The sequence below is a fragment of the Agrobacterium sp. 22-209-1 genome (assembly GCF_053522485.1).
In genome coordinates, this window is sequence record NZ_JBNWCH010000009.1 from 122341 (window position 1) to 148158 (window position 25818).

Annotated in this window: 25 protein-coding genes and 1 tRNA gene; 10 read left to right on the forward strand and 16 right to left on the reverse strand. The window is 60.5% G+C overall.

What is annotated here, in order from left to right; all coding sequences use genetic code 11:
• Nucleotides 1-121: 121 nt before the first annotated feature.
• The 3 genes from ACQZ48_RS18750 to ACQZ48_RS18760 all read left to right on the forward strand — a co-directional run bounded on the left by ACQZ48_RS18750 (nt 122) and on the right by ACQZ48_RS18760 (nt 3184).
• Nucleotides 122-490 carry a gamma-butyrobetaine hydroxylase family protein gene (locus tag ACQZ48_RS18750; RefSeq protein WP_269825609.1) on the forward strand — a complete coding sequence of 123 codons (369 nt, stop codon included), beginning with the start codon at nt 122-124 and terminating at the stop codon, nt 488-490.
• A 219-nt stretch (nt 491-709) separates the two neighbouring features.
• Nucleotides 710-2521 carry a monovalent cation:proton antiporter-2 (CPA2) family protein gene (locus tag ACQZ48_RS18755; RefSeq protein WP_142912301.1) on the forward strand — a complete coding sequence of 604 codons (1812 nt, stop codon included), beginning with the start codon at nt 710-712 and terminating at the stop codon, nt 2519-2521.
• A 54-nt stretch (nt 2522-2575) separates the two neighbouring features.
• Nucleotides 2576-3184 (forward strand): pyridoxamine 5'-phosphate oxidase family protein, encoded by a 609-nt coding sequence (locus tag ACQZ48_RS18760; RefSeq protein ID WP_077982167.1) that lies wholly within the window; start codon nt 2576-2578, stop codon nt 3182-3184.
• Between the two features lie 123 nt (nt 3185-3307).
• Here the strand turns inward: ACQZ48_RS18760 and ACQZ48_RS18765 are convergent, their stop codons facing one another.
• From ACQZ48_RS18765 to ACQZ48_RS18800, 8 genes are all read right to left on the reverse strand, one after another.
• Entirely contained in the window at nt 3308-4378 is a 1071-nt protein-coding gene (locus ACQZ48_RS18765) for a GGDEF domain-containing protein (protein WP_191218230.1), read from the reverse strand.
• Between the two features lie 503 nt (nt 4379-4881).
• On the reverse strand, nt 4882-6099 hold the full coding sequence (locus tag ACQZ48_RS18770; RefSeq protein ID WP_448729169.1) for a molybdopterin molybdotransferase MoeA: 1218 nt from the start codon (nt 6097-6099) through the stop codon (nt 4882-4884).
• Nucleotides 6100-6591, reverse strand: coding sequence for a cyclic pyranopterin monophosphate synthase MoaC (gene moaC / locus ACQZ48_RS18775; protein ID WP_137410469.1), 492 nt, complete (start codon nt 6589-6591; stop codon nt 6100-6102). It lies immediately after the preceding gene.
• 7 nt (nt 6592-6598) lie between these two features.
• Nucleotides 6599-7414, reverse strand: coding sequence for an indole-3-glycerol phosphate synthase TrpC (gene trpC, locus ACQZ48_RS18780; protein WP_448729170.1), 816 nt, complete (start codon nt 7412-7414; stop codon nt 6599-6601).
• A gap of 10 nt (nt 7415-7424) precedes the next feature.
• Nucleotides 7425-8453: an anthranilate phosphoribosyltransferase gene (gene trpD, locus ACQZ48_RS18785; protein WP_077982172.1), complete on the reverse strand. Its 1029-nt coding sequence runs from the start codon at nt 8451-8453 to the stop codon at nt 7425-7427.
• A gap of 15 nt (nt 8454-8468) precedes the next feature.
• Nucleotides 8469-10361, reverse strand: coding sequence for a peptidylprolyl isomerase (locus ACQZ48_RS18790; RefSeq protein ID WP_137410468.1), 1893 nt, complete (start codon nt 10359-10361; stop codon nt 8469-8471).
• A gap of 268 nt (nt 10362-10629) precedes the next feature.
• Nucleotides 10630-10764, reverse strand: a complete 135-nt coding sequence (locus tag ACQZ48_RS18795) for a hypothetical protein (RefSeq protein ID WP_321186488.1) — start codon at nt 10762-10764, stop codon at nt 10630-10632.
• A 41-nt stretch (nt 10765-10805) separates the two neighbouring features.
• Nucleotides 10806-10985: a hypothetical protein gene (locus ACQZ48_RS18800; protein WP_165691133.1), complete on the reverse strand. Its 180-nt coding sequence runs from the start codon at nt 10983-10985 to the stop codon at nt 10806-10808.
• A gap of 436 nt (nt 10986-11421) precedes the next feature.
• Here ACQZ48_RS18800 and coaD point away from each other — a divergent pair, with 436 nt between their 5' ends.
• The 6 genes from coaD to ACQZ48_RS18830 all read left to right on the forward strand — a co-directional run bounded on the left by coaD (nt 11422) and on the right by ACQZ48_RS18830 (nt 16825).
• Nucleotides 11422-11916 (forward strand): pantetheine-phosphate adenylyltransferase, encoded by a 495-nt coding sequence (gene coaD / locus ACQZ48_RS18805; RefSeq protein WP_077982176.1) that lies wholly within the window; start codon nt 11422-11424, stop codon nt 11914-11916.
• Nucleotides 11917-11945: 29 nt separating this feature from the next.
• Nucleotides 11946-12515 carry a peptidylprolyl isomerase gene (locus ACQZ48_RS18810; RefSeq protein WP_191218233.1) on the forward strand — a complete coding sequence of 190 codons (570 nt, stop codon included), beginning with the start codon at nt 11946-11948 and terminating at the stop codon, nt 12513-12515.
• Between the two features lie 35 nt (nt 12516-12550).
• Nucleotides 12551-13060 carry a peptidylprolyl isomerase gene (locus ACQZ48_RS18815; protein WP_077982178.1) on the forward strand — a complete coding sequence of 170 codons (510 nt, stop codon included), beginning with the start codon at nt 12551-12553 and terminating at the stop codon, nt 13058-13060.
• 250 nt (nt 13061-13310) lie between these two features.
• On the forward strand, nt 13311-14393 hold the full coding sequence (gene queA, locus ACQZ48_RS18820; RefSeq protein WP_077982179.1) for a tRNA preQ1(34) S-adenosylmethionine ribosyltransferase-isomerase QueA: 1083 nt from the start codon (nt 13311-13313) through the stop codon (nt 14391-14393).
• Entirely contained in the window at nt 14393-15523 is a 1131-nt protein-coding gene (tgt, locus tag ACQZ48_RS18825; protein WP_065115820.1) for a tRNA guanosine(34) transglycosylase Tgt, read from the forward strand. The genes queA and tgt overlap by 1 nt, the downstream gene beginning before the upstream one ends.
• Nucleotides 15524-15646: 123 nt before the next feature.
• Nucleotides 15647-16825, forward strand: a complete 1179-nt coding sequence (locus tag ACQZ48_RS18830; RefSeq protein ID WP_448729171.1) for an aminodeoxychorismate synthase component I — start codon at nt 15647-15649, stop codon at nt 16823-16825.
• 34 nt (nt 16826-16859) lie between these two features.
• On the opposite strand, the gene ACQZ48_RS18835 is transcribed toward ACQZ48_RS18830, so the two are convergent.
• The 8 genes from ACQZ48_RS18835 to ACQZ48_RS18870 all read right to left on the reverse strand — a co-directional run bounded on the left by ACQZ48_RS18835 (nt 16860) and on the right by ACQZ48_RS18870 (nt 25066).
• The gene (locus tag ACQZ48_RS18835; RefSeq protein ID WP_448729172.1) at nt 16860-18137 is read right to left on the reverse strand and encodes a type III PLP-dependent enzyme; all 1278 of its coding nucleotides are present in this window, start codon (nt 18135-18137) and stop codon (nt 16860-16862) included.
• Nucleotides 18121-19653: an AMP-binding protein gene (locus tag ACQZ48_RS18840; RefSeq protein WP_077982182.1), complete on the reverse strand. Its 1533-nt coding sequence runs from the start codon at nt 19651-19653 to the stop codon at nt 18121-18123. The genes ACQZ48_RS18835 and ACQZ48_RS18840 overlap by 17 nt, the downstream gene beginning before the upstream one ends.
• Nucleotides 19650-19913, reverse strand: coding sequence for an acyl carrier protein (locus ACQZ48_RS18845; RefSeq protein ID WP_077982183.1), 264 nt, complete (start codon nt 19911-19913; stop codon nt 19650-19652). Before ACQZ48_RS18845 ends, ACQZ48_RS18840 begins: the two co-directional genes overlap by 4 nt.
• Nucleotides 19914-20018: 105 nt before the next feature.
• Nucleotides 20019-20759, reverse strand: a complete 741-nt coding sequence (locus ACQZ48_RS18850) for a hypothetical protein (RefSeq protein ID WP_448729180.1) — start codon at nt 20757-20759, stop codon at nt 20019-20021.
• Nucleotides 20760-21041: 282 nt separating this feature from the next.
• Complete coding sequence (locus ACQZ48_RS18855) at nt 21042-22169, reverse strand: S-(hydroxymethyl)glutathione dehydrogenase/class III alcohol dehydrogenase (RefSeq protein ID WP_077982185.1); 1128 nt, start codon at nt 22167-22169, stop codon at nt 21042-21044.
• Between the two features lie 150 nt (nt 22170-22319).
• Entirely contained in the window at nt 22320-23777 is a 1458-nt protein-coding gene (gene trmFO / locus ACQZ48_RS18860) for a methylenetetrahydrofolate--tRNA-(uracil(54)-C(5))-methyltransferase (FADH(2)-oxidizing) TrmFO (protein WP_448729173.1), read from the reverse strand.
• Between the two features lie 520 nt (nt 23778-24297).
• The gene (locus tag ACQZ48_RS18865; protein ID WP_003515516.1) at nt 24298-24441 is read right to left on the reverse strand and encodes a DUF1127 domain-containing protein; all 144 of its coding nucleotides are present in this window, start codon (nt 24439-24441) and stop codon (nt 24298-24300) included.
• A gap of 478 nt (nt 24442-24919) precedes the next feature.
• Nucleotides 24920-25066, reverse strand: a complete 147-nt coding sequence (locus ACQZ48_RS18870; protein WP_004433052.1) for a DUF1127 domain-containing protein — start codon at nt 25064-25066, stop codon at nt 24920-24922.
• A 653-nt stretch (nt 25067-25719) separates the two neighbouring features.
• Here ACQZ48_RS18870 and ACQZ48_RS18875 point away from each other — a divergent pair.
• A tRNA-Leu gene (locus ACQZ48_RS18875) sits at nt 25720-25802 on the forward strand.
• Nucleotides 25803-25818 lie beyond the last annotated feature (16 nt).

Consider the following 25818-nt stretch of genomic DNA (forward strand, 5'->3'; position numbering starts at 1 on the left):
CACTGCGCCTCGCGCCTGGCACACACGCCGAATGTGTGCTCTATCAGGTGATGTAGTGGCTTGCCTATCGTGAGGCAAGTTCGTAATTCTGACGCATATGACGAGCTTGCGGAAGTGAAAAATGAGTGATGCCTGGCCGACCGAGCTGCTTGTGTCAAAAGACCGGCGCGAACTGACCGTCTCTTTTGATGACGGCAGCGTTTACCGTCTCCGAGCCGAGATGCTGCGCGTCCTTTCTCCCTCGGCCGAAGTGCAGGGCCACGGGCCGGGGCAAAAGGTCACGGTGCCCGGAAAACGCGATGTCGCCATCCGCTCCATGGTCGCGACCGGCAATTATGCGGTGCGCGTCATCTTTGACGATGGCCACGATAGCGGCATCTACACCTGGAAATATCTGAAGGAACTGGGTGAGACCGGCGATGCGCTGTTTGCGGATTATGAGCGGGAGCTCGCCGAAAAGGGCTTGAGCAGAGAGCCGCGATACCGGTAGACGGACGCAAGGCCTGCGGACCCACCCTCATTCCTGTGACAAGCACACCAATGAGGGGAGGAGGACAGCGGCATCCGAGGATCGCATGCCCTGAGCGACAAATAACCCGTTGAATCTGTGCATCGTCCTTCAGTAAAATCGTTTTCGCTTTTCACGCCGATGCGCTAGGAAGTGAGGGAGGGAACACCCTCGTCTTATCGATTTTCAGCGGGGTGGCGTGTGGCTGTAGAAGCGAACGGGAATGATCTGGCCCAGGTGGTCGTGCTTTTGGCGGCGGGCGTTGTCGCCGCGCCGATCTTCAAGCGCATCGGCCTCGGTTCGGTGCTCGGTTATCTGGCCGCCGGTCTGGTGATCGGGCCTTACGGTCTCGGTTTTTTCTCCGATTCGCAGGCCATTCTGCATATAGCGGAACTCGGCGTGGTGATGTTCCTGTTCATCATCGGCCTTGAGATGCAACCGTCGCGGCTGTGGTCGATGCGGCAGGATATTTTCGGGTTGGGTGCGCTTCAGGTGTTGGTCTGCATGGCCGGCCTGACATTGATCGGGGTCGGTCTCGGTTTTCCCGTCATCATGTCGTTCGTTGCCGGTACCGGTTTCGTGCTGACCTCGACGGCCATCGTCATGCAGATGCTGCAGGAGCGCAACAGCATGTCGAGCCTGAAAGGGCAGCGCATCATCGCCATTCTGCTGTTTGAGGATCTGGCCATCGTGCCGCTGCTGGCGCTTGTCGCTTTCCTCGGTTCGGGCGGCGAACACGTCACGGCATCGGAGCGCTGGGCTTCCGTCGGCATCGCGCTTGCTGCCGTCGGTGCGCTCATCCTTGCCGGGCGTTATCTGCTCAACCCGTTCTTCCGCCTGCTGGCGGCCTCCGGCGCGCGCGAGGTGATGACGGCCGCCGCGCTGCTGGTGGTACTGGGTTCAGCGCTTCTGATGCAGGTCAGCGGCCTTTCCATGGCCATGGGGGCCTTTCTCGCCGGCGTGCTGCTGTCGGAATCCTCCTTCCGCCATCAGCTGGAAGCGGATATCGAGCCGTTTCGCGGCATTCTGCTCGGCCTGTTTTTCCTCGGTGTCGGCATGGCGATCGATCTTGCCGTCATTGCCTCCAGCTGGCAGCTCGTGGTCATCAGCGTTGTGGGCTATATGCTGCTCAAGGCCTTCCTGATCTATGGCGTGGCGCGGGCGCTCGGCACCACCCGGCGCGAAAGCCTGGAACGGGCGGTGCTGATGGCGCAGGGCGGCGAATTCGCCTTCGTGCTCTATTCGGCTGCCGTCAGCGCCGGCATTCTCGACCGGGAGGCGAACGCCATCCTGACGGCGACCATCATCATCTCCATGGTGCTGACGCCGCTGATGGTCATCCTGCATGACCGGCTGGTGCCGGCGGCGGTTCCCAATACTGACGATCTCGACGTGCCTGAAAATGTCGAGGGCAGCATTCTGCTGATCGGCTTCGGCCGTTTCGGCCAGATCGTCAGCCAGCCGCTTCTGGCGCGCGGTTATACGCTGTCGCTGATCGACAAGGACGCCGACTTCGTGCGCGATGCGGCGGAATTCGGCTTCAAGGTCTATTATGGCGACGGTTCGCGGGCGGAAATCCTGCATGCCGCCGGTGCCAGCACGGCGCGCGCGGTACTTATTTGCGTCGATGACAAGGAAGCTGCTGTGCGGATCGCGGAGATCGTCAAACACGAATTTCCGCTGGTTCCGGTTCTCGCCCGTGCTTACGACCGCGGCCATGCCATCGATCTGCTGAAAGCCGGCGTCGACTACCAGATCCGCGAGACGCTGGAATCGGCGCTGAATTTCAGCGAGGAAGTGCTGGGCGCCATGGGCGAGGAGCGGGAAGATGCCGCACGTCTGGTGGAGGAATTCCGCGACCGCGACGAGGAGCGTTTCGCCATGGAAGTCGTCGGCGGCATCTATGCCGGCCGTTCGCTGATCCGCGGCAACGCCCAGCCGGCCGATCTCGTGGCCGCCCGCACCGCGCGCGAGCGGGCAGAGCGGGAAAAGGCGGAAGCCGCAGAGGAATAGGACGCCCCGGTCTTTCGGCGGCGACAGAGGCAATTGGCAGGGATAGGAACGGACATGACGATCATTCGCACGGTTGAGGAATTGAAGGCCATCTATGACGGCACGAGCGAGGCGTCGATCGCCAAGGTGACAGCCGCGCTGACAGCCGAATACCGGCTGATGATCGAAACTTCGCCTTTCCTCGCGCTGGCAACGGTGGGGCCTGAAGGCATGGACTGTTCACCGCGCGGCGACAAGGGTGGCGTGGTGCGGGTGGCCGATGACAGGACCGTGCTGTTGCCGGACTGGCGTGGCAACAACCGCATCGATTCGCTTCTGAACATCGTGCGCGACCCACGGGTGGCGCTGATGTTCCTGATCCCCGGTTCCAACACGACCATGCGCATCAATGGCCACGCGGTGGTTTCCGTCGATACGGGGTTGTTGCAGAGCTTCGAGATGGATGGCAAACATCCGCGCACCGTCATCGTGGTGACGATAAACGAGGTCTATTTCCAGTGTGCACGGGCGCTGATGCGCTCCGAACTGTGGAACCCCGCCAATTTCGTCGATGTGGCATCGCTGCCGACGCCCGGCACCATGCTCAAGGCGGCGAAGGCGGAGTTCGATCAGGAGACTTATGATCGGGAATGGGCGGCGCGGGCGGCAAAGACCATGTGGTGAGGCATCAATTGCCGCAGCAACAGGTTGGCATTTAAAGGGCATGCACTTGCGTAACCCCGCCCTCATTCCTGTGACGAGCACAGGAATGAGGGCGTCAACGGAACGGCTGCTGCCCTCTAATTTTCACGTCCGATAAATCAGCCAGTTCTTGCCTGCATAGTTCTTCTGCATGCCGTCCTCGTAATAGACGGAGCGGTTTCGGCCGGTTTCCTTGGCATGATAGAGCGCGGTGTCTGCATGGCCGTAAAGCTCGCTCGGGTTGCTGGCCTGTGCGGCGGAAGCGAAGCCGAGGGAGATTGTGACCGTGCCGTAGTCGGCGCCTGATCTGGAATTGCGGAAGGGCGTGCTTTCCAGCGACAGGCGGATGCGCTCGCACATCACCATCACCTCTTCCGGCGTATTGCCATCCAGAATGATGGCGAATTCCTCGCCGCCGCTTCTGGCGACGAAACCATCCTTGCGGACATTGGCGCGGATGACGGAGGCTACGGTGGCGAGGATCTTGTCGCCGACCGGGTGGCCGAAAGTGTCGTTGATCCGCTTGAAGTGATCGATATCGAGCAGGACGAGCGTGGTATATTGCAGGCCGATGGAGCTGTCATAGATGGACGCCAGCCGGTCATCGAAGGCGCGTCGGTTGGACAGGCGCGTCAGCGAATCCGTATTGGCGATGCGCTTGTACTCATCCAACTCCAGGCGCACCTGGTGCATTTCCTCGGCATGGCGGTTGACATCGTTGAAGGTCTTTTCGCCGTCGATGATTTTCGAGCCAGTGGCCTCGGCCAGCAGCGAAATCGCATTCCTTAGAATATTGCTGCTGGCTGCATTCTTGTCATCGATGCGCTGGCGCGTTTCACCGAGTATCCGGTTGTAGTTTTCGATGGAGGATTGTTCGCGCCTCAGCGTGCCCAGAAGGCCCTCCAGTTCGCGCCTGAGCTTCTCATGCGCGTCGTCGATCGACCGGGCGGGATTTCCTTCTCCGTAACGGGAGGACAGCTCGTCCAGATCCTCCTGCGTCACCCGGTGTCCAAGCGCGGCCAGCTCCTTCGTCAGGGCAGGGTTCGAGCCGATATAGGCTTCGTAAAAGAGACTATAGTTACGCGGGATCGGCGAAACACCCATGCTCCGCATGGCATAGGCAATCTGCCCGGCAATGTCGGGCCCCGTGGTTTTGGGCGTGGATGCCGTGTTCATCAAGAAACTCCAGTGAGTCTGCTTATCGACTATGATTATTATTATGAAGTTCGTTTTGGAAAGCTTAATTTATGGGAAACTAATTTTTGTGCCATGAAACTTCATTTTTGCCACTTTGTATTTTATTTAATTGATAAATATAAGTAATTTTCATTTTCCCGAATTCCGGAACTTTTTCCTCTATTGTTTGCCTTGGTGACAGAACCGCATTTATTCTGTCAATCCTAATAACGGGATTCGTGTGGTTTATTTTGGTACAGCAAGATGGAGAAATAATCCCGGCGTGAAAAGGTATGGTGGTTTTTTAATTCGGCGCGACCCCGCCTATAGGCGTTTTTTTTTGTCATTCGTGTCGGGATACAGGAATGTTACAGTCTTATCTTGGGTTCCTGCGCCTGCGGGACGCGGCAGCGCCGTTTTGGGACGGCGCGGCAATCATTCGGCAAGGTTCAGGAAAAGGCCAGTTATGCGGCCGGCCGTAATCCGCCCGTATAGACCGTGCGTCAGGATTTCAACCGGATGACCGGGCATTCTGTCCCAGCCGCCGCCGCTGGCGCATTTGGCGGGCGCACGAGCAGCCCGTCGGAATGGGCCAATATCTTCATCATCGATGAGTCTTGCTTCGTATGGGCTTCCGCCACCAGCAGGCCGTTTTCGTCGGTGCTGAAACGGGCGCGCAGATAATCCTGCCGATGATCATTCGCTTTCAGCGGTGTGGCGGTGCGGGCGGTCGCCGCTCGTTGCCGGGGTGCGCGGCGGGCGATGCTGCGGATCAGCGGTTCTAGGAACAGCAGGCCGCAGACAAGGCTGGCAACCGGGTTTCCAGGCAGGCCCAGAACCTGCATGGAGCCGATGGCGCCGACCATTAGCGGTTTTCCCGGACGCATGGCGATGCGCCAGAAATCGAGCTGCATGCCTTCCGCCTTCAAGGCTGCCTGCACGAGGTCATGGTCGCCGACGGAAGCGCCGCCGAGCGTCACCAGCACATCGACATTCGCTGCGACGGCCTTGCCGATGGCGGCGCGGATCAGCCTGTCATTATCGGCGACGATGCCGAGATCGATAACCTCGGCCCCGGCCTGCCGGGCAAGGGCTGCGACGCCGAAGGTGGTGGAGGCGATGATCTGCGCGGGCTGTGGCGCGCTTCCCGGCGGCAGCAACTCGTCGCCGGTGGCGAGGATGGCGATGCGGGGCCTGCGATAGACGGTGAGAGCGGCATGGTTCATCGCGGCCGCCAGCGTCAGGTCGGTGAAGCCGAGTTCCCGACCGGTCTTCAGGGCCGCTTCGCCTTCGGTAAAATCCTGTCCGCGCGGGCGGATATGTCGCCCGGCGGTGACGTCGAAGGCGGTGCGGATTTTTCCGCCCTCCAGCACTTCGGCATCTTCCTGAATGAGAATGGTATCCGCACCCTGAGGCACGGGCGCGCCGGTGAAGATGCGAACGGCCTGGCCTTCACCTACCGTGCCGGTAAAGGCATGGCCGGCGGCGGCCTGACCGATGACGGTCAGCACCGAGCCGATATCGGCCGCATCGGCGCTGCGCAGCGCGTAGCCGTCCATGGCAGAGGCGTCGAAGGGCGGCTGGGTGAGGCGCGCCGTCAGATCGGTCGAAAGAACCCGGCCATCACATTCGGCAAGCGGTAGGGTCTCGCTTTCCGCTACAGGAACCGCCGCTTCCAGAAGGCGCCTTATGGCTTCATCCACGGGCAGCAGCGGTTTCATTCAATTCTCCTGTCGCCGGAAATCGCCGGATTTACCGCCGCTCTTTTCGAGCAGGCGGATATTGACGATTTCCATCGCCTTGTCGGCGGCTTTCGCCATGTCATAGATTGTCAGGCAGGCGATGGAGACGGCGGTCAGCGCTTCCATCTCCACGCCGGTCTTGCCGGACAGTTTCACCAGCGCTTCGACCCGCAGGCCGGGCAGGGCGGCGTCTTCGGCAATGTCCACCGCCACCTTGGTCAGCATCAGCGGATGGCAGAGCGGGATGAGGTTTGCCGTCTGCTTGGCGGCCATGATGCCGGCGAGGCGTGCTGTGCCGATGACATCGCCCTTCTTGGCGTTGCCTTCGCGGATGAGCGCCAGCGTTTCCGGCTTCATCTTCACGAAACCTTCGGCGACGGCGACACGGAGGGTTTCCGCCTTGTCGCCGACATCGACCATATGTGCTTCGCCGCTCGCATCGATATGGGTGAGCTTCTGGCCATCGCTCATTGGCGCATTATTCCGCGGCCAGAATGCCGGACTGGCCGGTCAGCAGCGCCCTGGTCGCCGCTGTCACATCGTCCTTGCGCATCAGGCTTTCGCCGACGAGGAAGGTGCTGATGCCGCTTTTCTCGAGACGCTTGCAGTCCTCGAAGGTGAAGATGCCGCTTTCGCCCACCAGCAGCTTGTCAGACGGCACGAGGCCTGCGAGTTTCTCGCTGGTTTCGAGGCTGACGTCAAAGGTGCGCAGGTTGCGGTTGTTGATGCCGAGAAGCGGGGAGGCGAGCTTCAGCGCGCGCTCGGTTTCCTCTTCATCGTGCACTTCGATCAGCACATCCATGCCGAGCGCGAAAGCCTCGTCTTCGAGGCGCTTCGCATCGTCGTCCGACAGCGATGCCATGATCAGGAGAATGCAGTCCGCACCCCAGGCACGGGCCTCATGCACCTGATAGGTGTCGAACATGAAATCCTTGCGCAGCGCCGGCAGGGCGCAGGCATTGCGGGCGGCGGTCAGAAATTCCGGCGCGCCCTGAAAGCTTGGCCTATCCGTCAGCACCGAAAGACAGGCAGCGCCACCGGCTTCATAGGCGGCGGCCAGCGCCGGCGGATCGAAATCCGGTCGGATGAGGCCTTTCGAGGGGCTGGCCTTCTTGATTTCGGCGATAAGCCCGAACTTGCCTTCGGTCTGTTTCGCCCGCAGCGCCTTATAGAAACCGCGCGGTGCACTCTGGTCCGCAGCCATGGCCTTCAGATCGGCCAGCGAAACCTTGGCCTTGGCGGCGGCGATTTCCTCGAGCTTGTAAGCCTCGATCTTTTTCAGGATGTCGCTCATGATCTCGCTCTCATTCCTGCCCTGAATTGGCTTCGTTGGATACGGCGACCAATCGGTCGAGCGCGGCAGCGGCCTTGCCGCTATCGAGCGCATCGCTTGCAATCGTCATCGCGTCGGTAAGCGTTTCCGCCTTGCCGGCAATGACCAGCGCTGCGGCCGCGTTGCACAGCGACACGTCACGATAGGCGTTGCGCTTGCCGGACAGAACCTCGCGCAGCGCTGCCGCATTGGCAATGCCATCGCCGCCCTTCAGGTCTTCCATGGAAGCGGGCTCGACACCGAAATCCCTCGGCGTCAGATCGAAAGTGCGGATCTTGCCGTCTTCCAGCGCCGCGACGTGGGTAACGCCCGTCGTCGTCACCTCGTCCATGCCGTCGCCATGCACGACCCAGATGCTCTCCGACCCCAGATCGCGCAGCACTTCGGCGAGCGGCACCAGCCAGCGCGGCGAGAAAACGCCAAGCAGCTGACGTTTTGCACCGGCGGGGTTGGAGAGGGGGCCGAGCAGGTTGAAAATGGTGCGGGTGCCGAGTTCGACCCGGCTCGGGCCTACATGGCGCATGGCCGAGTGGTGAAGCTGCGCGAACATGAAACCGAGGCCAGCCTCCGCGATGCAGCGGGCGATGAGATCGGGACCGATATCGAGCTTCACGCCGAGTGCCGAGAGGGCATCTGCCGTGCCTGACTTGGAGCTCAGCGCCCGGTTGCCGTGTTTGGCGACCGGCAGCCCCGTGCCGGCGGTGATGATCGAGGCCAGCGTCGAGATGTTGTAGGTGCCGATGCCATCACCGCCGGTTCCGACGATATCGATGGCATTGGCGGGGGCCGAAACCGGCAGCATACGGGCACGCATGGAAGAAACGGCGCCGACTATTTCGTCTACCGTTTCGCCACGCACGCGCAGCGCCATCAGGAAACCGCCGATCTGCGACGGGGTGGCTTCGCCCGACATCAGAATGTCGAAAGCAGTGCGCGCATCCTCGCGGTTCAGGCTTTCTCCGTTCGCGACCCTGGCGATCAGCGGCTTCAGTTCGGCCATCTTGTCGCCCCCCGGTTAGAAACCGACCATCGCCTGATCGGCGAGGGCCTGATTGATCGTCACACCATAGTCATTCTGCAGGCGGTTGACCATCTGGTCCAGCATGTCGTCGCCGGCCGCGCGGGCAATGGCGGCGAACTGCTGGTCGTCATTGGCGAGCGCATCGGCAGGCGCATTGGTGTCGACCGAGGTGACCTTGAAGAGGATACGGCTGGAACCGTCGGCATCAGCCGCCTCGCCCACCTTGCCCTCTGCGCCGGAGAAGACCGCCGCGATCGTCTGCTGGCCGAAAATAGCGTCTTCGCTGTTGCGGCGCAGGCCGGACTTCTGTTCGACCGCGAGGCTCAACTCACCCGCTACTGCTTCCAGCGTTTCGCCCTTTTCGACGCGCGTTTTCAGTTCTTCGGCTTTGGCGGCAAGCGCGTTGCGCTGCTGCTCCGCCGTCCAGTCGGCCACGACATCGTCGCGGACTTCGGCAAGCGTGCGGTCGCGGGCGGGGATGATCTGGTCGACATCGAACCAGATGTAGCCTTCACGGCCGAGATTTATCGGCAGCGCTTCCGTCCCGGGTTCGGTCTTGAAGACCTCCTGCGCCAGCTGCGGGGAGGGAAGGCCCTCAACCTTATCACCCTTTTCATCGAGGCCGGACGCGTCGATGGCGGCGACGGTGACGGGTTTCAGGTTCAGCTGCTGGGCAGCGTCGGCGAGCGAAGAACCGCCGGCGCGCAGGTCTTCATACCGGTCGTGAACATTGGTGATTTCTTCGGCGGCGGCGGCCGTGGCGAGATCCTTGCGGATATCTTCCTTCGCCTCTTCCAGTGTGCGGGTCGTTTCCGGCTTGATGCCGGTGACGCGCAGGATGACCGGGCCGAAAGAGCCGTCGACCACCGGAGATACGCCGCCATCCTTCTGGATGGCGAAAGCGGCGTCGGCAATCGACTGGTCGGGAATTGTGTCCTTGGTGAATTCGCCGAGCGTGACGTCGGACGCGGTCTTGCCCTGATCCTTCACCACCTGGTCATAGGTGGTGTTGCCAAGCCTGATCTGCTCGGCGGCAGCGGCTGCCATTTCCTTTTCCGGGAAGGTCAGCTGCTCGACGGTGCGACGGCCGGCGGTGCGGAAGCTGTCCTTGTGGCTGTTATAATAGTCGGCAATCTGCGCGTCCGTTACCGAGGCCGGCTCGGCGATGTCGGACGGTTCCAGCTTCACATAGGTGAACTTGCGGAATTCCGGTGCGCGATATTTCGCCTTGTTGGTTTCGAACCAGGGGGCAAGCACGTCGTCGCCCGGTGCCTTGACCGGTGGAATGACGGCGTTCGAAAGAATGACGTAATCGACGGCGCGCTGCTCGTTGCGATATTGTTTCAACGCATCCACCAGCACCTGCGGTGCGGTAAAACCGTCCGACACGGCTTCGACGATCTGGCTTCGGACGGCGACCTTGCTGCGTTCCTTGATATAGTCATCCTCGCGGAACCCCGAATTGCGCAGGCGTTCGCTGAAGAGATTGCGATCGAACTGGCCGTTGACCGACTTGAAGGCCGGGTCTTCGGCGATCAGGTTGGCGAGGCGGTCTTCCGAAAGGCCGAGATTCATTTTTGATGCCAGTTCGTCAAGTGCTGCGCCCGCCGCAAGCTGGCTGAAGACCTGACGATCAATGCCGAAGGCCTTGGCCTGCTCGGTCGTCAGCCTTGTTCCGAATTGACGGCTGAGATCGGAAATCTGGCGCTGATAGGCAAGGCGGAATTCCTGCGGGCTCACCGTCTGGTCACCCACCGTCATGACGGCATGGGAATTGGAGGTGACAAGCGATGCGGAAACGCCCCAGACGCCGAACGAAACAACAAGCAGGAGAAGCAGCAGCTTGGCTGCCATGGTTCGAGAAGCATTTCTCAGGGAATCGAGCATCGTTATGCAAACCTCACAGGAACGTCATTGCGGTCGCCAGCCTTCCGGCCCGCAACGTATCGGCGTTCCTTAAATCAATCCAAAGGGAAATTGAAGGGAATTTGCCTTGGAAAAACGGGGTTTTGAAAACGCTTATGTGATTGGAGGCCGGTTTTTCCGCCGTCATCTTCTCCGTATCGCCCCGTAAGGCGGCAAAATAAAACCGCCCGGAGGGTCCAGGCGGTTACGAAGAATCATTTTAAAAAGCGCTGAGGCCGGTCTGCCGCGCTCAGAAGGCGCGGTTTCGGCGGATCGTCGCCTTGAATTCCTCATCCTCGCGTCGCATCTCGGCGACCACGGAGATCATCGACGTCACGAACATTACGCTGATCAGGGCCAGAAGCATCGTCAGAACTGTAAACATGATATCGTCTCCGGGAGATTTGAGAAAATTCTCTCCGTTACTCAGTAATAATTCATATACTGGTAGCGGGCGGTCAGCTGCGGGTAGTCCGGTCCCTGCGTTTCAGACTTGTGCTCATAAAGGCTAAACGTCGTTGCTACCATTGCGATAACCAGTACTGTCCAGGCGGTGCTGATGACGCTGATTTTCGCCGAAGTAGACTGTTTTTCTCTTACAAACATCTGTCCGTTCCTTTGGTTCTGTCTTAACGCACCATGTTTCAACATGTTCCGCGTTAACCGTAAAAATCGATTAGCATCGCCCCGGTGAAACTTCCTTGAATGGCTCGTTCATCTGGCGTTCAGGAATCTGGCGAAGGGCGTCATTCGAAAAAAACATACTCGGCTGCGAATGATGCGATGACCGAAAGGACGATCATGAAGGCCAGCATTTTCAATTCTCCGGGTGATTAACGGGTGAGGGGCGTTTCGGTTTCCCGATGCTGTGCATTTAAACAAAATAGCTGTGAAACAGCACTGAACGGCCCATTCATCCGGGGTTCACGCCACAGCCGTGCGTGTGAGGGATAGTTATAAAGTCTTGCGCGGCGTGCCTCTCCATGACAAAAGGCGGCACATATGTCGAAGCGTCGAGACGCGCCCACCACCTGAGAGCGATATGACGATTGCCTTTTATCCAGGATCCTTCGATCCGATGACCAACGGACATCTGGATGTGCTTCTCCAGGCGCTGAACGTGGCGTCGAAAGTCATCGTGGCCGTCGGCATTCATCCCGGAAAGGCGCCGCTGTTCAGCTTCGAGGAACGGGCAGGGCTGATAAAGCAGGCGCTTGCCGAACATCTGCCGGGTGAAGCGGCGCGCATGGAAGTCGTCTCCTTCGATAATCTGGTCGTCGATGCCGCCCGAAAGCACGGCGCACGCCTTCTGCTGCGCGGCCTGCGCGACGGCACCGATCTCGATTATGAAATGCAGATGGCCGGCATGAACCGCCAGATGGCGCCGGATATCCAGACCGTATTCCTGCCCGCCGGCACATCGTCGCGACCCATTACAGCCACATTGGTCCGGCAAATCGCCGCCATGGGCGGCAATGTCGAGGCTTTCGTGCCGAAAGCCGTGCTTGAAGCCCTCAACGCCAAGCTGAAGCGCTGACTTCAGCCTCACATTCTGGAGCCAATCCGATGAAACTCGTTCGATTTGCCTTTGCCGGCGCCATATTTGCAGGCGCTCTCGCCGCCAGCACCTTCGCTTCCGCCGCCGAACTCCTGACCGTGCAGTTGAAGGACGGCCCCGTTGTCATCGAACTGATGCCGGATGTCGCGCCCAAGCACGTGGCGCAGATCGAGGCGCTGGCCAAGAAGGGCGCTTATGACAATGTCGCCTTCCACCGCGTCATCGACGGTTTCATGGCGCAGACCGGCGACGTGCAGTATGGCAACATGGAGAAGGGCTTCAGCGCCCAGCGCGCGGGTACGGGCGGTTCCGACCTGCCGGATATTCCGGCCGAATTCTCCAAGGTTCCGTTCACGCGCGGCGTGGTCGGCATGGCCCGCTCGCAGGATCCGAACTCCGCCAATTCGCAGTTCTTCATCATGTTTGCCGACGGCCCGTTCCTGAACGGTCAATATACCGTGGTCGGCAAGGTCGTGTCCGGCATGGAAGCCGTGGACAAGATCAAGCGCGGGCAGGGCGGCAACGGCGAAGTTTCCAACCCCGACCGGATGATCAAGGTCACCGTCGGCAAGAAGTAAGGTAGGGCAATAGAGCCCGAACAGAGGAGAATAACATGGCCGAGATCAAGGATCCGGAAAACACCATCATCATGGAAACCACGACCGGCAAGGTCGTGATCCAGCTGCTGCCTGAAGTTGCGCCGGGCCACGTCGCCCGCATCAAGGAACTGGTATCGGAAGGCGCCTATGACGGCGTCGTTTTCCACCGCGTCATCGAAGACTTCATGGCCCAGACGGGTGACGTGAAGTTCGGCAAGAAGGGTTCCGAAAGCTTCAACCCGGCCCGCGCCGGCATGGGCGGTTCCGACAAGGAAGACCTGAAGGCAGAATTCTCCGCCATTCCGCATGTGCGCGGCACCTGCTCCATGGCCCGTTCGCAGAGCCCGAACTCCGCCAACTCGCAGTTCTTCATCTGCTTTACCGATTCCCCGTGGCTCAACAAGCAGTACACCGTCTGGGGCCAGGTCATCGAAGGCATGGAAGCCATCGACAAGGTCAAGCGTGGCGAGCCGGTGAAGGATCCCGATTCGATCGTTTCGATGAAGCTCGCTTCTGCGGCTTGAGTGTAACGTATAAAGCGTTTACCCGCTCCGCAGGAAACTGCGGGGCGTTTCACATTGATGACAAGGGTGCCAACCATTCAGACGTCATCCTCGGGCTTGTCCCGAGGATCTAACGATCCACAACGTCAACGTGGTTAGATCCTCGGGACAAGCCCGAGGATGACGTCGAGTGTAGAGGCACGCTTGTCATCACCTTCCACCCGCCCCACGCAATGCAGGGCGGGTTTTGATATTTTCGAGAGCCCCTGCAATGCGCGTAGACCTGTTCGATTTCGATCTGCCCGAGGAGAATATCGCCCTTCGCCCGGCAAACCCGCGCGACAGTGCGCGCCTGCTGGTGGTCGATCCGAATGAAAATCGCATGGAAGACCATCGCGTCTTCGACCTTCCGTCCTTCCTGCGACCCGGCGATGCGCTTGTCTTCAACGACACCCGCGTCATTCCTGCCCAGCTGGAAGGCGTGCGCCTGCGCGAAGGCGCGCCGGAGACGGCGGTTTCGGCCACGCTGCACATGCGCGCCGATCAATCGCGCTGGAAGGCCTTCGCGCGTCCCGGCAAGCGCATCAAGGAAGGCGACCGCATCCGGTTTGGTTACGAGCGCGACAATGCTTGCGGCCTTGCCCATCTGGAAGCCACCGTCGAGGAAAAGGGCGAGGACGGCGAAATCACGCTGCTGTTCGACGTCTCCGGCCCGGTGCTGGATGAGGCGATAGCCTCCGTCGGCCATATTCCGCTGCCGCCTTACATCGCCGCCAAGCGACCGGAAGATGCGCAGGACCAGACGGACTACCAAACCATCTACGCCCGCGAGAAGGGCGCCGTTGCCGCCCCCACCGCCGGCCTGCATTTCACGCCCGAGCTGTTTGCGGCGCTCGACAAGGCCGGTATTGAGCGGCATTTCGTGACGCTTCACGTGGGGGCAGGCACCTTCCTGCCGGTCAAGGCCGACGATACCGATGACCACAAGATGCATTTCGAGATCGGCCACGTCTCGCAGGAAACCGCTGACCGGCTGAATGCGGTGAAGGCGCGCGGCGGGCGTATCGTCTGCGTCGGCACCACCTCGCTGAGGCTGATCGAAAGTGCGGCGACGGAAGATGGCGCCATCCACCCATGGTCCAATGCTACCGGCATCTTCATCACGCCGGGATACCGCTTCCGCGCGGTCGATATGCTCATGACCAATTTCCACCTGCCGAAATCGACGCTGTTCATGCTCGTTTCGGCTTTCTGCGGTCTCGAAACGATGCGTGACGCATATAAGCACGCGATCGAAACCGGATACCGCTTCTATTCCTATGGCGATTCCAGCCTGTTGTTCCGGAAAAACTGATGCACGACAAATTCACTTTCACCCTGAAAGCCACGAGCGGCGGCGCGCGCCTCGGCGAAGTCGCCATGCCGCGCGGCGTCATCCGCACGCCCGCCTTCATGCCGGTTGGCACGGTCGGCACCGTCAAGGCCATGTATCTCGATCAGGTGCGGGAGCTGGGGGCCGATATCATTCTCGGCAATACCTATCACCTGATGCTGCGGCCGGGTCCTGAGCGTGTGGCCCGCCTCGGCGGCCTGCATGAGCTGATCCGCTGGCCGCATCCGATCCTCACCGATAGCGGCGGTTTTCAGGTGATGTCGCTTTCCGGCTTGCGAAAGCTGGACGAGCAGGGCGTGACTTTCAAGAGCCATGTTGACGGTTCGCTGCACCACATGTCGCCGGAACGCTCCATCGAAATTCAGGGCATGCTCGATTCCGACATTCAGATGCAGCTTGACGAATGCATCGCGCTGCCCGCCGAACGCAAGGAAATCGAGCGCGCCATGGAAATGTCGCTGCGTTGGGCGGAACGCTGCCGCGTCGCCTTTGGCGAGCAGCCCGGCAAGGCCATGTTCGGCATCGTGCAGGGCGGCGACCAGCCGGACCTGCGCATTCGTTCCGCAGAGGGACTGAAGCAGCTCGATCTCAAGGGTTACGCCGTCGGTGGCCTTGCCGTCGGCGAGCCGCAGGATGTGATGCTCGGCATGCTCGATATCACCCTGCCGGTGCTGCCCACCGAAAAGCCGCGTTACCTGATGGGTGTCGGCACGCCTGACGATATTCTCAAGTCCGTCGCGCGCGGCATCGACATGTTCGACTGCGTGATGCCGACCCGCTCCGGCCGTCATGGTCTCGCCTTTACCCGCCGTGGCAGGGTTAACATCCGCAATGCCCGCCACGCCGAAGATATGCGCCCGCTGGACGAGCAGTCCAACTGCCCGGCCTCGCGTGACTATTCCCGCGCCTATCTGCATCACCTCACGCGCTCCAACGAGGCGCTGGGCGGCATGCTGCTCTCCTGGCACAATCTTGCCTATTATCAGGAGCTGATGCAGGGTATCCGCAAGTCGATCGAGGAAGGCCGTTTCGCCGATTTTTATGCGGAAACCATCGAAATGTGGGCGCGGGGCGACATAGACCCGGTTTAGGTTGCAGAGCCTCCCCGACACTCGACGTCATCCTCGGGCTTGATCCGGGGACCGAGGATGACGGAGGAGAGGTTTCCATCCACCGCTTTGAACGCCCCAAACCTTCATTCTACGGATTTTTCCTTGGCACACGCGCCTTACGTTCTTTTCCGGGATGATACGACCGGCACGGTGACAGCCTTCACCGAGCCGGAAGAGATCATCGTCGCGGATGAACCGGCGGCGTTTTTTGCCGCGCTGGAGCGCATGGAGGCGTTGCGGCGCGCCGGGAAATACCTTGCCGGCTATATGTCCTACGAGGCTGGTTTCCTGTTCGAGCCGAAGCTTGCGTCTTTTGCCGCCGAGCCCCGCAACGTGCCGTTTCTGAACTTCGGCGTCTTCTCCGGCTCGCAGCCGGATGAAGGCCGCTTTGCGCGACCCGACGCGGTGCCAGATGCGGACGCCTTTCTGACCGAACCGGTAGCGGCCTGGACGCTTCCCGAATATCGGCAGCGTTTCGAGAAGCTGCATGAGCATCTGCGCCGCGGTGATTGTTACCAGGGCAATCTGACCATGCCCGTTCACGCCCGCTGGAGCGGCGATCCGCTGACGGCCTTCTGGTCGTTGATCGAACGGCAGCCGGTGAAATATGGCGCGCTGGTCGATCTCGGCGGCCCGGTCATCCTGTCGCGGTCTCCGGAACTGTTCTTCTCGGTCGATGCGGAAGGTTTCATCGAAACCCACCCGATGAAGGGAACCACGCCGCGCGGGGCGGATGCGGAAGCGGACCGGGCGATCATCGCGGCGATGCTTGGCGACGAAAAAACACTCGCCGAAAACCGCATGATTGTCGATCTGCTGCGCAACGATATTTCCCGCATTACCGAGGTTGGCAGCCTTGATGTGCCGCGGCTGTTCGATATCGAGACCTATCCGACCGTGCACCAGATGGTCAGCCATGTCAGGGCGAAGCTTTTGCCCGATGTGACGGTGGAAGATATCTTCGCCGCCCTGTTTCCCTGCGGCTCCGTTACCGGCGCACCGAAAATGTGGGCGATGAAAATCCTGCGCGAGCTGGAGGCGACCCCGCGCGACGCCTATTGCGGCGCAATTGGCTTCATGTCTCCAGATGGTGAGATGCGGTTCTCCGTGGCGATCCGCACGCTCAGCCTGTTTGACGACGGCCGTGCGGTCTTCAATGTCGGCGGCGGCATCGTGTTCGATTCCGTAGGTGAGGCAGAGTATGACGAGTGTCTGCTGAAATCGAAATTCGCGGTGGGGGACAGGTTGCTGCGGGCTAAGCAGCCAAATGTGTGCCCTTAGGAAAGCCGGTTACGGTTTTCGCTACCAAACGTCGTCAGCGCCCGATCACCTCAAACGTCCCATCCTCAACCAGCACTTCCTTCGCCGCCGGGTGGCTGAGAAAGCCCACGGGGCTGGCGCTGGCGCCATAGGCGCCCGATTGCAGGATGGCGATGAGGTCGCCGGCTTTCAGCTTCGGCAGGGCCGCATTGCGGGCAAGCGTATCGAGCGGCGTGCAGAGCGGGCCGACTATGGTTGCCGTTTCCTCATGCTCCGCCTGCATCATGGCAGGTGCGACAATGGGATAGTTGCGCTTGACGATCTGGCCGAGATTGCCGGAGGCGGCGAGATGGTGATGCATGCCGCCATCCACCACCACGAAGGTGGTGCCGCGCGAGGTCTTTACCGAATTCACCTCCGCCACATAGAGGCCGCCGGAACCGGCGAGGAAACGGCCGGGTTCGATGATGATATGGGCTTCGGCGATCAGCGGGTGCTCGTTAAGAAGCGCCTTGAGATCGGGAATGGAAGCGGCCACCTTGGCGAGATCAAGCGGCGTTTCGCCTGCAAAATAGGGGATGCCGAGACCGCCGCCGAGATCGATGGTTTCGAGCGGCTTGCCGAGCATCTCGGCCATGCGCGCGGCAACGGAAATGCCGTGTCGCCACTGGGAGACAAGCATGTCGGCATCGAGAATCTGCGTGCCGCCGTAAATATGGACGCCGACGAGATCGATATATCGGGCGTCCTTGAAGAGCGGCAGGACATTTTCCAGCTCTTCCTCGTCGAAACCGAAGGCGGTGGCCTTGCCGCCCATGCGCATGGCGCCCGCCTGCGCATCCGGCACCGGATTGATGCGGATCGACGCCTTGACCGGCCTGCCGATCGCCTCGATGCGGGCAATTTCCTCGGCGCTTTCGATGTGGATTTCGCCGATACCGCTCTCGATCACTTCGCGCAGTTCGGCCATGCCTTTGCCGGGGCCGGCGAAGATGATGTTTTCCGCTGCGACACCAGCCTTAATGGCGGCGCGATATTCGCCGACGGAAGCGATTTCCGCACCCGCACCTTCCTGCCGGAAAAGCGAGACGATGGCGGGCAGGGGATTGGCCTTCACCGAATAATAGATATCGGCAAAACCGCCCAGCGCGGTTTCGAGATCGCGATAGGCGCGGCGCATAGCGGCGGCGTCATAAAGGAAGCACGGCGTTCCGGTCCCGGCGACAATATCGCGCACGGGAAGTCCGCCGATCATCAGATCGTTCTCGCTTATGTCGAATGACGCGGCTGCAAAGGTCGGGCCGTGGGTCTGGGGTTTATCCGTTGGCGCCATTGTCCGTCCGTTCGCGCACCAGCGCGCGGTAATCCACCTTGCCATTGGCCGTGACCGGCAGTCGTTCCACCAGTTCGATGGCGCGCGGGATCATGAAGGGGGCGAGCATTTCGGCGGCCTTCTTCAGCGCTGCCGAAACGTCGATATTCTGGTTGGCGGCAGTCGCCACGGCATGGACCTTTTCGCCGGCGAAGGGGTCCGGCAGGCCGATGACGGCGACCTCACGGAAAAGCCCCGTCGACATCAGGCTTTCCTCCACCTCGGTCGGGCTGATGCGATAGCCCGACGATTTGATCATCGCATCGTTGCGGGCGACGAAGCTGAAGAAACCGTCCTCGTCCTCCACCGCCAGATCGCCGGAATAACATACGGTCTCGCCGCCCAGCGCCGCCGGAATGAAGGGGTGAGGGCGCAGCACCTTTGCCGTATCCTCCGGCCGGTTCCAGTAACCCAGCGAGACGGTTGGGCCGCGATGCACGAGAATGCCGGGTTCACCCGGCTTCGCCCTCTGTCCCTTATCGGTGACGATGAAGATTTCACATTCGGGAATGGCCTTGCCGATGGAAGTTGGGCGGCGGTCGATTTCATCGGGCGGCAGGAAGGTGGAGCGGAAGGCTTCCGTGAGGCCATACATCAGGTAGATTTTCGTATCCGGCAACTTCTCGCGCAAGGCCTTGACGGTTTCCTGCGGCACGCGTCCGCCGGAATTGGTGATGTAGCGCAGATGCGGCAGAGGCGTCTTTGTCAGCGACGGGGCGGCTTTCGTCAGGATCGCCCAGATCGTCGGCACGCCGGCGAGACCCGTGATGGCATGGTCGCGCAGATCGCGGATAATCTCGTCGCCCAGCCGGAAGGTGGAGATGATCGTGGCCGCGCCCTGTTCCACCGCCGTGAGCAGCTGGTTCAGGCCATAATCGAAGCTGAAGGGCAGAAGGGACAAAATGCGGTCCTTGCCGGTGATTGCCAGATAGGTGCGCACGATGCGCGCGCCGGCCAGAAGATTGCGGTGTGACAGCATCACGCCCTTGGGCGAGCCGGTGGAGCCGGATGTATAAAGAATGGCGGCCAGGTCTTCGCCGATTGCCGCTGAGGGGCGGGCGAGTGTTTCGGCGCGTGCCTCAATCTCTTCCGCCAGCAGGACCGTGACCTCGGGAAGGTCTTCCAGTGCCGCTTTCAGCTCTTCCATCATCGCGGCGTCGCTGATGACGATTTTTGCGCCGCAATCCTTGACGATATGGCGAATCTGCTGCGCTTTCAGCAACGCGTTCACCGGCACGAAGACGCCGGACGCCATGCTCACACCGAAGATCGACCAGCATTCCGCGATGCCGCGCGGCAGATAGATAACGACGCGGTCACCGCGTTGCGCGCCGGCTTCCTGCAATGCCGCTGCGCAACGGGCCGCCGCTGTGGCAAAGTCGCGATAATTCAGCGATCGGTCCTTGTGGACGAGGGCCTGGTCGTCGCTTGCCGCGCGGGCGGTAAGCAGGTGGTGCAGCAGGAAATGGGGTGTCATCTCCTCCGTTCCCTGAGGACGAAGGCGACGAGATCGGCCGGCGTGCCGAGATTTTCGGGCTGGAAATGCTCGTCATCGAGAATGATGCCGAAACTCTCGCCGAGGAAGACCATCAACTCGAGAAAGCCGAGCGAATCGATCGCGCCGCCTTCGAGAAGCAGCGTATCGGCGGAAAAGGGGGCATAGGCGGGAAAACGGTCAGCCAGGTAGGAATAAATCGTGTCGGCAACGTCGATTTCATTTTCTTTCGCCGCGAGCATGCTTGTTCTCCAATTTCCCGTTTGAAACCATGGACCCGCCCCGGAACGACGCTTTGCCTGTAAAGGCCAGGATTCCATCAGGTCACGAAGGATTCACTAGAATACCTAAGGTGGCAATAACACCAACTCTGAGTATGTTTCGTTAATAAACTGTGGGTTCCATGCGCCTTTTACTTGTATTGGTGCAATTTTATGTGCGGCAAAGCCGGCCGCCTTTCGGTCCTCCTCGCAAGCCGCCATGGTGAGCGCGAACCGGCCTTTACCCAGCAGGTGGCGGGCAATGGCGGGCAGGTGGCTTTGCGCGATCTGCCGGTCCTCGCAATAGATCAGGCGGGCGGAGGGGAGTTTTTTGGTTATGGTTTTCAGGAAAACCAGAGGATAGGGACGGCCTTCCGCTTCCAGAATGGCCACGATGCAGCCCAGACGGGCGTGGTCTTCCAGCATGTCGCGTGTTTCTGAAGAGAGAGTTTTCGCCGTTGTCTGTGTGAACGGATGAAGCCGTCCGCCTGTCGGGCGAAAAGTCGTGAGCGGCAGCGGATAAAACAATGTGCAATTTGTCACCGTGTGAAACCCCAGCCGCTCGTTCAGCTGGCGGGCTTCGGGCGAGGGGGTAAGATCGGTGAAGAGTTCGTTTTCGTCCGACGACGCCATCTGTAACATGCGCGGCGCGAACCAGCGGCAGGACGGCTCGACATACCAGCTTGAGAGATTGACGATAACTCTGTTGGTGTCGGGCAGACGGCTTCTGATTGTCAGCAGCACGCCTGCGGCATCGCCGCCCTTCATCAGCAATTGGCCGATGGGGCCGAGATGACGCCGCTCGTGATGTTCACCGATAAGCGACAGGCCTCGAGCCCAGAAGGCCTCGCTTTTTTCCGGAAAACCTTTCGCCAGAAGGCCAACGGCGGCGGCGCGGTTTCCGTTGTCGATCGGTACGATTTTCACGGGTGGCTCTCCGCTGTCTGGCCTTGCTCTGGCCGGGGAGAGGTTTTCAACTCCACCGCGCAGTATCGGCTTACGACGATAGATTTACCGTGCCGTTAATCGCCATGGCTGCAGCAGACTCTTGGCAATCACATTTGCACGAATGGCGGGCGCACCGTCAGGCGCGCCCGCCTTCGCCTGGAATCAATAAACCACGACGCCGCGGATCGATTCACCCTTGTGCATCAGCTCAAAGCCCTTGTTGATGTCTTCGAGCGGCATGGTGTGGGTGATCATCGGGTCGATCTGGATCTTGCCTTCCATGTACCAGTCGACGATCTTCGGCACATCCGTGCGGCCGCGCGCGCCGCCAAAGGCGGTGCCCATCCAGTTGCGGCCGGTGACGAGCTGGAACGGACGCGTGGATATTTCCTGGCCCGCACCCGCAACGCCGATGATGACGGATTTGCCCCAGCCGCGATGTGAGGCTTCCAGCGCCTGGCGCATGACCTTGGTATTGCCCGTGCAGTCGAACGTATAGTCCGCGCCGCCGATCAGGTCGCCATTACGCTTCGTCATGTTGACCAGATAGGGCACGATGTCGTCGCCGACTTCCTTCGGGTTGACGAAGTGGGTCATGCCGAACTTCTCGCCCCAGGCCTTACGATCATTGTTGATATCAACACCGATGATCATATCCGCGCCGGCAAGGCGCAGGCCCTGAAGCACGTTGAGGCCGATGCCGCCGAGACCGAAGACGATTGCGGTGGAGCCGATCTCGACCTTAGCGGTGTTGATGACGGCGCCGATGCCGGTCGTCACGCCGCAGCCGATGTAGCAGACCTTATCGAAGGGGGCATCCGGGTTGATCTTGGCCAGCGCGATCTCGGGCAGAACCGTATAGTTCGAGAAAGTCGAGCAGCCCATATAGTGATGGATCTTGTCCTTGCCGATGGAGAAGCGCGAGGTGCCGTCCGGCATCACACCCTGGCCCTGGGTGGCGCGGATGGAGGTGCAGAGATTGGTCTTGCGCGAGGTGCAGGAATAGCATTCGCGGCATTCCGGCGTGTAGAGCGGAATGACGTGGTCACCCTTCTTGACCGAAGTGACGCCGGGGCCGACATCAACGACGATACCCGCGCCTTCATGGCCAAGGATGGCCGGAAACAGGCCTTCCGGATCGGCGCCGGAGAGGGTGAAATCGTCGGTGTGGCAGATGCCGGTGGCCTTCACCTCGATCAGCACTTCGCCGGCGCGGGGACCTTCAAGCTGAACGGTCATGACCTCGAGCGGTTTTCCTGCCTGAATGGCAACGGCGGCGCGAACGTCCATATTCGATCTCCTCAGTCTTTTAATGTCGAAATAAAAAGGTTTTGCCCGAGCGCGACTGGCCGGGCAAGGCAAAATCCGGTGACCCGGAATGGAAAAGGGGCGTGTGCGGACACATGCCCCTTTATTCTGGCCGATAGATGCGGGGCAGGCCTATGGCGTTGCGTCGCTCTCTTGTTCCGTTGCGACGTGTTCCACGCCAAGCCACGCGGCGCAATGCTTCAGCGCCCGCGCTGCGATGAGCTGGCGCTTCATGATGGTCTTGTCCTTGCCGCGAAAACGTTTCACGCCATCAGGCTTGACGATGGAGCCCGGCTCCAGTTCCGGGAACAGGCCGAAATTGATGTTCATCGGCTGGAAGGAACGCTTGCCCGGCTCATCATCGGAAGAGAGATGGCCGCCGGTGATGTGGTTGAGCAGCGAGCCGAGCGCTGTGGTGGCCGGCGGCAGGCTAGGAGCCTCGCCCTTCCGCTCCGCAGCGGCGAAGCGACCGGCGAGAAGCCCGACGGAGGCGCTTTCCACATACCCTTCGCAGCCGGTGATCTGGCCGGCAAAACGCAGGTCCGGCCGCGATTTCAGCCTTAGCGAGCGGTCCAGCAGGATGGGGGAATCGATATAGGTGTTGCGGTGCAGGCCGCCGAGGCGGGCGAATTCCGCATTTTCGAGACCGGGAATCATGCGGAACACATCCGCCTGCACGCCATATTTCAGCTTCGTCTGGAAACCGACCATATTATAGAGCGTGCCGAGCGCATTATCCTGCCGCAGCTGGACGACGGCATAAGCCTTGACGGTCGGGTTATGGGCATTGGTCAGGCCCATCGGCTTCATCGGGCCGTGGCGCAGCGTCTGGCGGCCGCGCTCCGCCATGATCTCGATCGGCAGGCAGCCGTCGAAATAGGGTGTGCCTTCCCATTCCTTGAAACCGACCGTATCACCGGCAATGAGCGCATCGATAAAGGCGTTATATTGCTCTTCGTCCATCGGGCAGTTGATGTAATCCTTGCCCGTGCCGCCGGGGCCGACCTTGTCGTAACGTGACTGGTACCAGCAGATATCCATGTTGATGCTGTCGCGGTGCACGATGGGCGCGATGGCATCAAAGAATGCCAGCGCATCTTCGCCCGTCTCGGCCTGAACCGCTGCCGCCAGATCCGGCGAGGTGAGCGGGCCGGTGGCGATGATGGTGCTGCCCCATTCCTTTGGCGGCAGGCCTGTTACTTCTTCGCGGACAATTGTCACCAGCGGGTGATTTTCAAGCATATCCGTCACGGCCTGCGAAAACCCGTCGCGGTCGACGGCGAGCGCGCCGCCGGCCGGCACCTGATGTTTATCGGCGCAGGCCATGATGAGAGAGCCGCCAAGCCGCATTTCCGCATGGATGACACCGACCGCATTGGCCGTCGCGTCGTCGGAGCGGAAGGAGTTGGAACAGACCAGTTCCGCCAGCGTATCGCCCTTATGCGCATCTGTGCCGCGCACGCCGCGCATTTCGTGCAGGATGACAGGCACGCCGCTCTGCGCGATCTGCCATGCGGCTTCCGAGCCGGCCAGTCCGCCGCCCACGACATGAATGGGAGAAGTGGTCTTGTCTTGCATGCTGGCGTCCATGAACCGCGCGCGGGGCAAAGCTCCCGTCCGGCGGCTGTCATTCGAGTGATGGTTCCGCGCGGGTCCCTTGGGGACGCGGCATTGTTGCGGGATGCACTAGCATGCATGGCCTGGGCAGCCAAATGTTTTTGCGGGGAAGGGATATGAAGATGGTCAGGCTACCAATTTCGCTGCAGGGCTAAAAAGCAGGCAAGTGTTTTTTGGGGAGTGAGCGCGCGCCACTTGTTTCTTCTCCCCGTCGGGGAGAAGTCCGCGGCAGCGGGATGAGGGGGCGAGGGTAGAGGGATACGGCAACGTTGCCCCCTCATCCGACCCTTCGGGCCACCTTCTCCCCGGCGGGGAGAAGAAGTGTGCCGCGATGCCCGGCCTTCCTCGTGATTCTCAATGCTGGGCGATGTTGAAGGCCGAACTCAAGCCGAACACCTAGAATCAAAAACGGCGCCCGAGGCGCCGTTTTCTTAAAACCTGTCGCTCAATCGTCGCGCCCTGGAGGTCGGGCAGCGGGACGATCGTTTACGCCTTAGCGGAACGAACGGGAAGCAACGTTACGGATGTCGTAACGGGTCAGGCCGATGTCGCTCAGGGCCTGGTTGGACAGGCTGCCGAGTTCGTTGATCGTGCGGCGATAGGAGATCCAGTTCTTTGCGATGCGGATAGGGTTCATGGTCGTTTCCTCAATCTATCTCTGTTGATTTCGTCGGCCGGCTCAGCGTTTCTCTGTGCTCTCGGCTGTTGAGGTTTATATATAGACATTGAGCCATGTTGTGCAGTGCAGATTTTAGGCTACTGCCATGCATTTGTGCACTATGTCGGCTAAATTTGCGGCTTTGAATATCATCTGAGCAAAATATGAGCGGAAATGCCTGTGTTTCAGGCGGTTTCGACGGGTTTGGCAGCCTTTGGCGGCGCAAAAGGGGCTTGCCGGTGTAAAAAGACGCATCGGGAAGGGCGCGCGCTATCCGGGCGTTGCGTAAATGGGGTCGGCCATCGATGCATTTTTCATCTGCCGACCCTGCGGGCGGCTGTGGCAATGCCGGTTCGCCCCGGAGAACCGCCCAAAACGAAAAAAGGCCGGAGGCGGGAGCCTCAGGCCTTTTGAGTAGGTCGTCTCGCATCCGCCGCAAGGAGCGGCGGGCGTATAATCAGAAGCCGACGGCGGTCTTGGCGACGCGGCGGATGTCCTGACGGCCGATGCCGAGGTCGCTCAGTTCGCGGTCGGTCATGCGGCCGAGTTCGGTTACGGTCTGACGATACTTGCGCCAGTTGGTGAGCGAGCGTGCAATGTTCATTTTCATCTTCCTCTTCGTGCTGTTCAGTCTCAACGGCCAGTCTTGGGAGGCTTTGGTCCGGGGCTGAACTCGATCTCTGTATGGCCATGAATATAATCGGTTTAATCAAAACAAAAACAGACAAAGCAAGATGTCACCTATGCGCTCATTGCAATGCAAGCCGGTAAATCAGGCCGATTGCGACGATTCGTGCATAATTTGTGACCATTTTATGAGCTTTTGGTGATCGTGTGGTGGGTGGTCGTGCGAGAGCGTGCGGTATGACCGGATAATGCCGGGGCAAGGGTGCAGAAGCCCTCCATCGCTGATTTGGAGCAAGGGCCTGCAATCCGGCTGCGGTGGGCGCTATATATAATGTCAATGCAGCTCCATAAATATTGTCTACTTTTCTCCCCTTGCCGGCATGCGATGCGCCGGGCGGCCCGGGTCGGGAAGGCGAGGGAGGATGGGGGGGCGGCTTGCCGTTTTCCGCCCAAAGATTGCCTCTGCCCGGCTGTCGCGCGCTGTCCCCCCGTCAGGGCGGCGAATAAGCGGCGCCCGCCGACGGCTCCCGCCGCCGGTACTGCGGGTGAGAAAAGTCCGGAGGAAACGAAAGGCGGCGATAAGGCGCGCTTGACCCTTTCAGAACATTGTGACATACCGCCGCCCAACGTGCGGGTATGGCGGAATTGGTAGACGCATTGGTTTTAGGTACCAACGCTTCGGCGTGGGAGTTCGAGTCTCTCTACCCGCACCACAAGCAAGGCATGGCT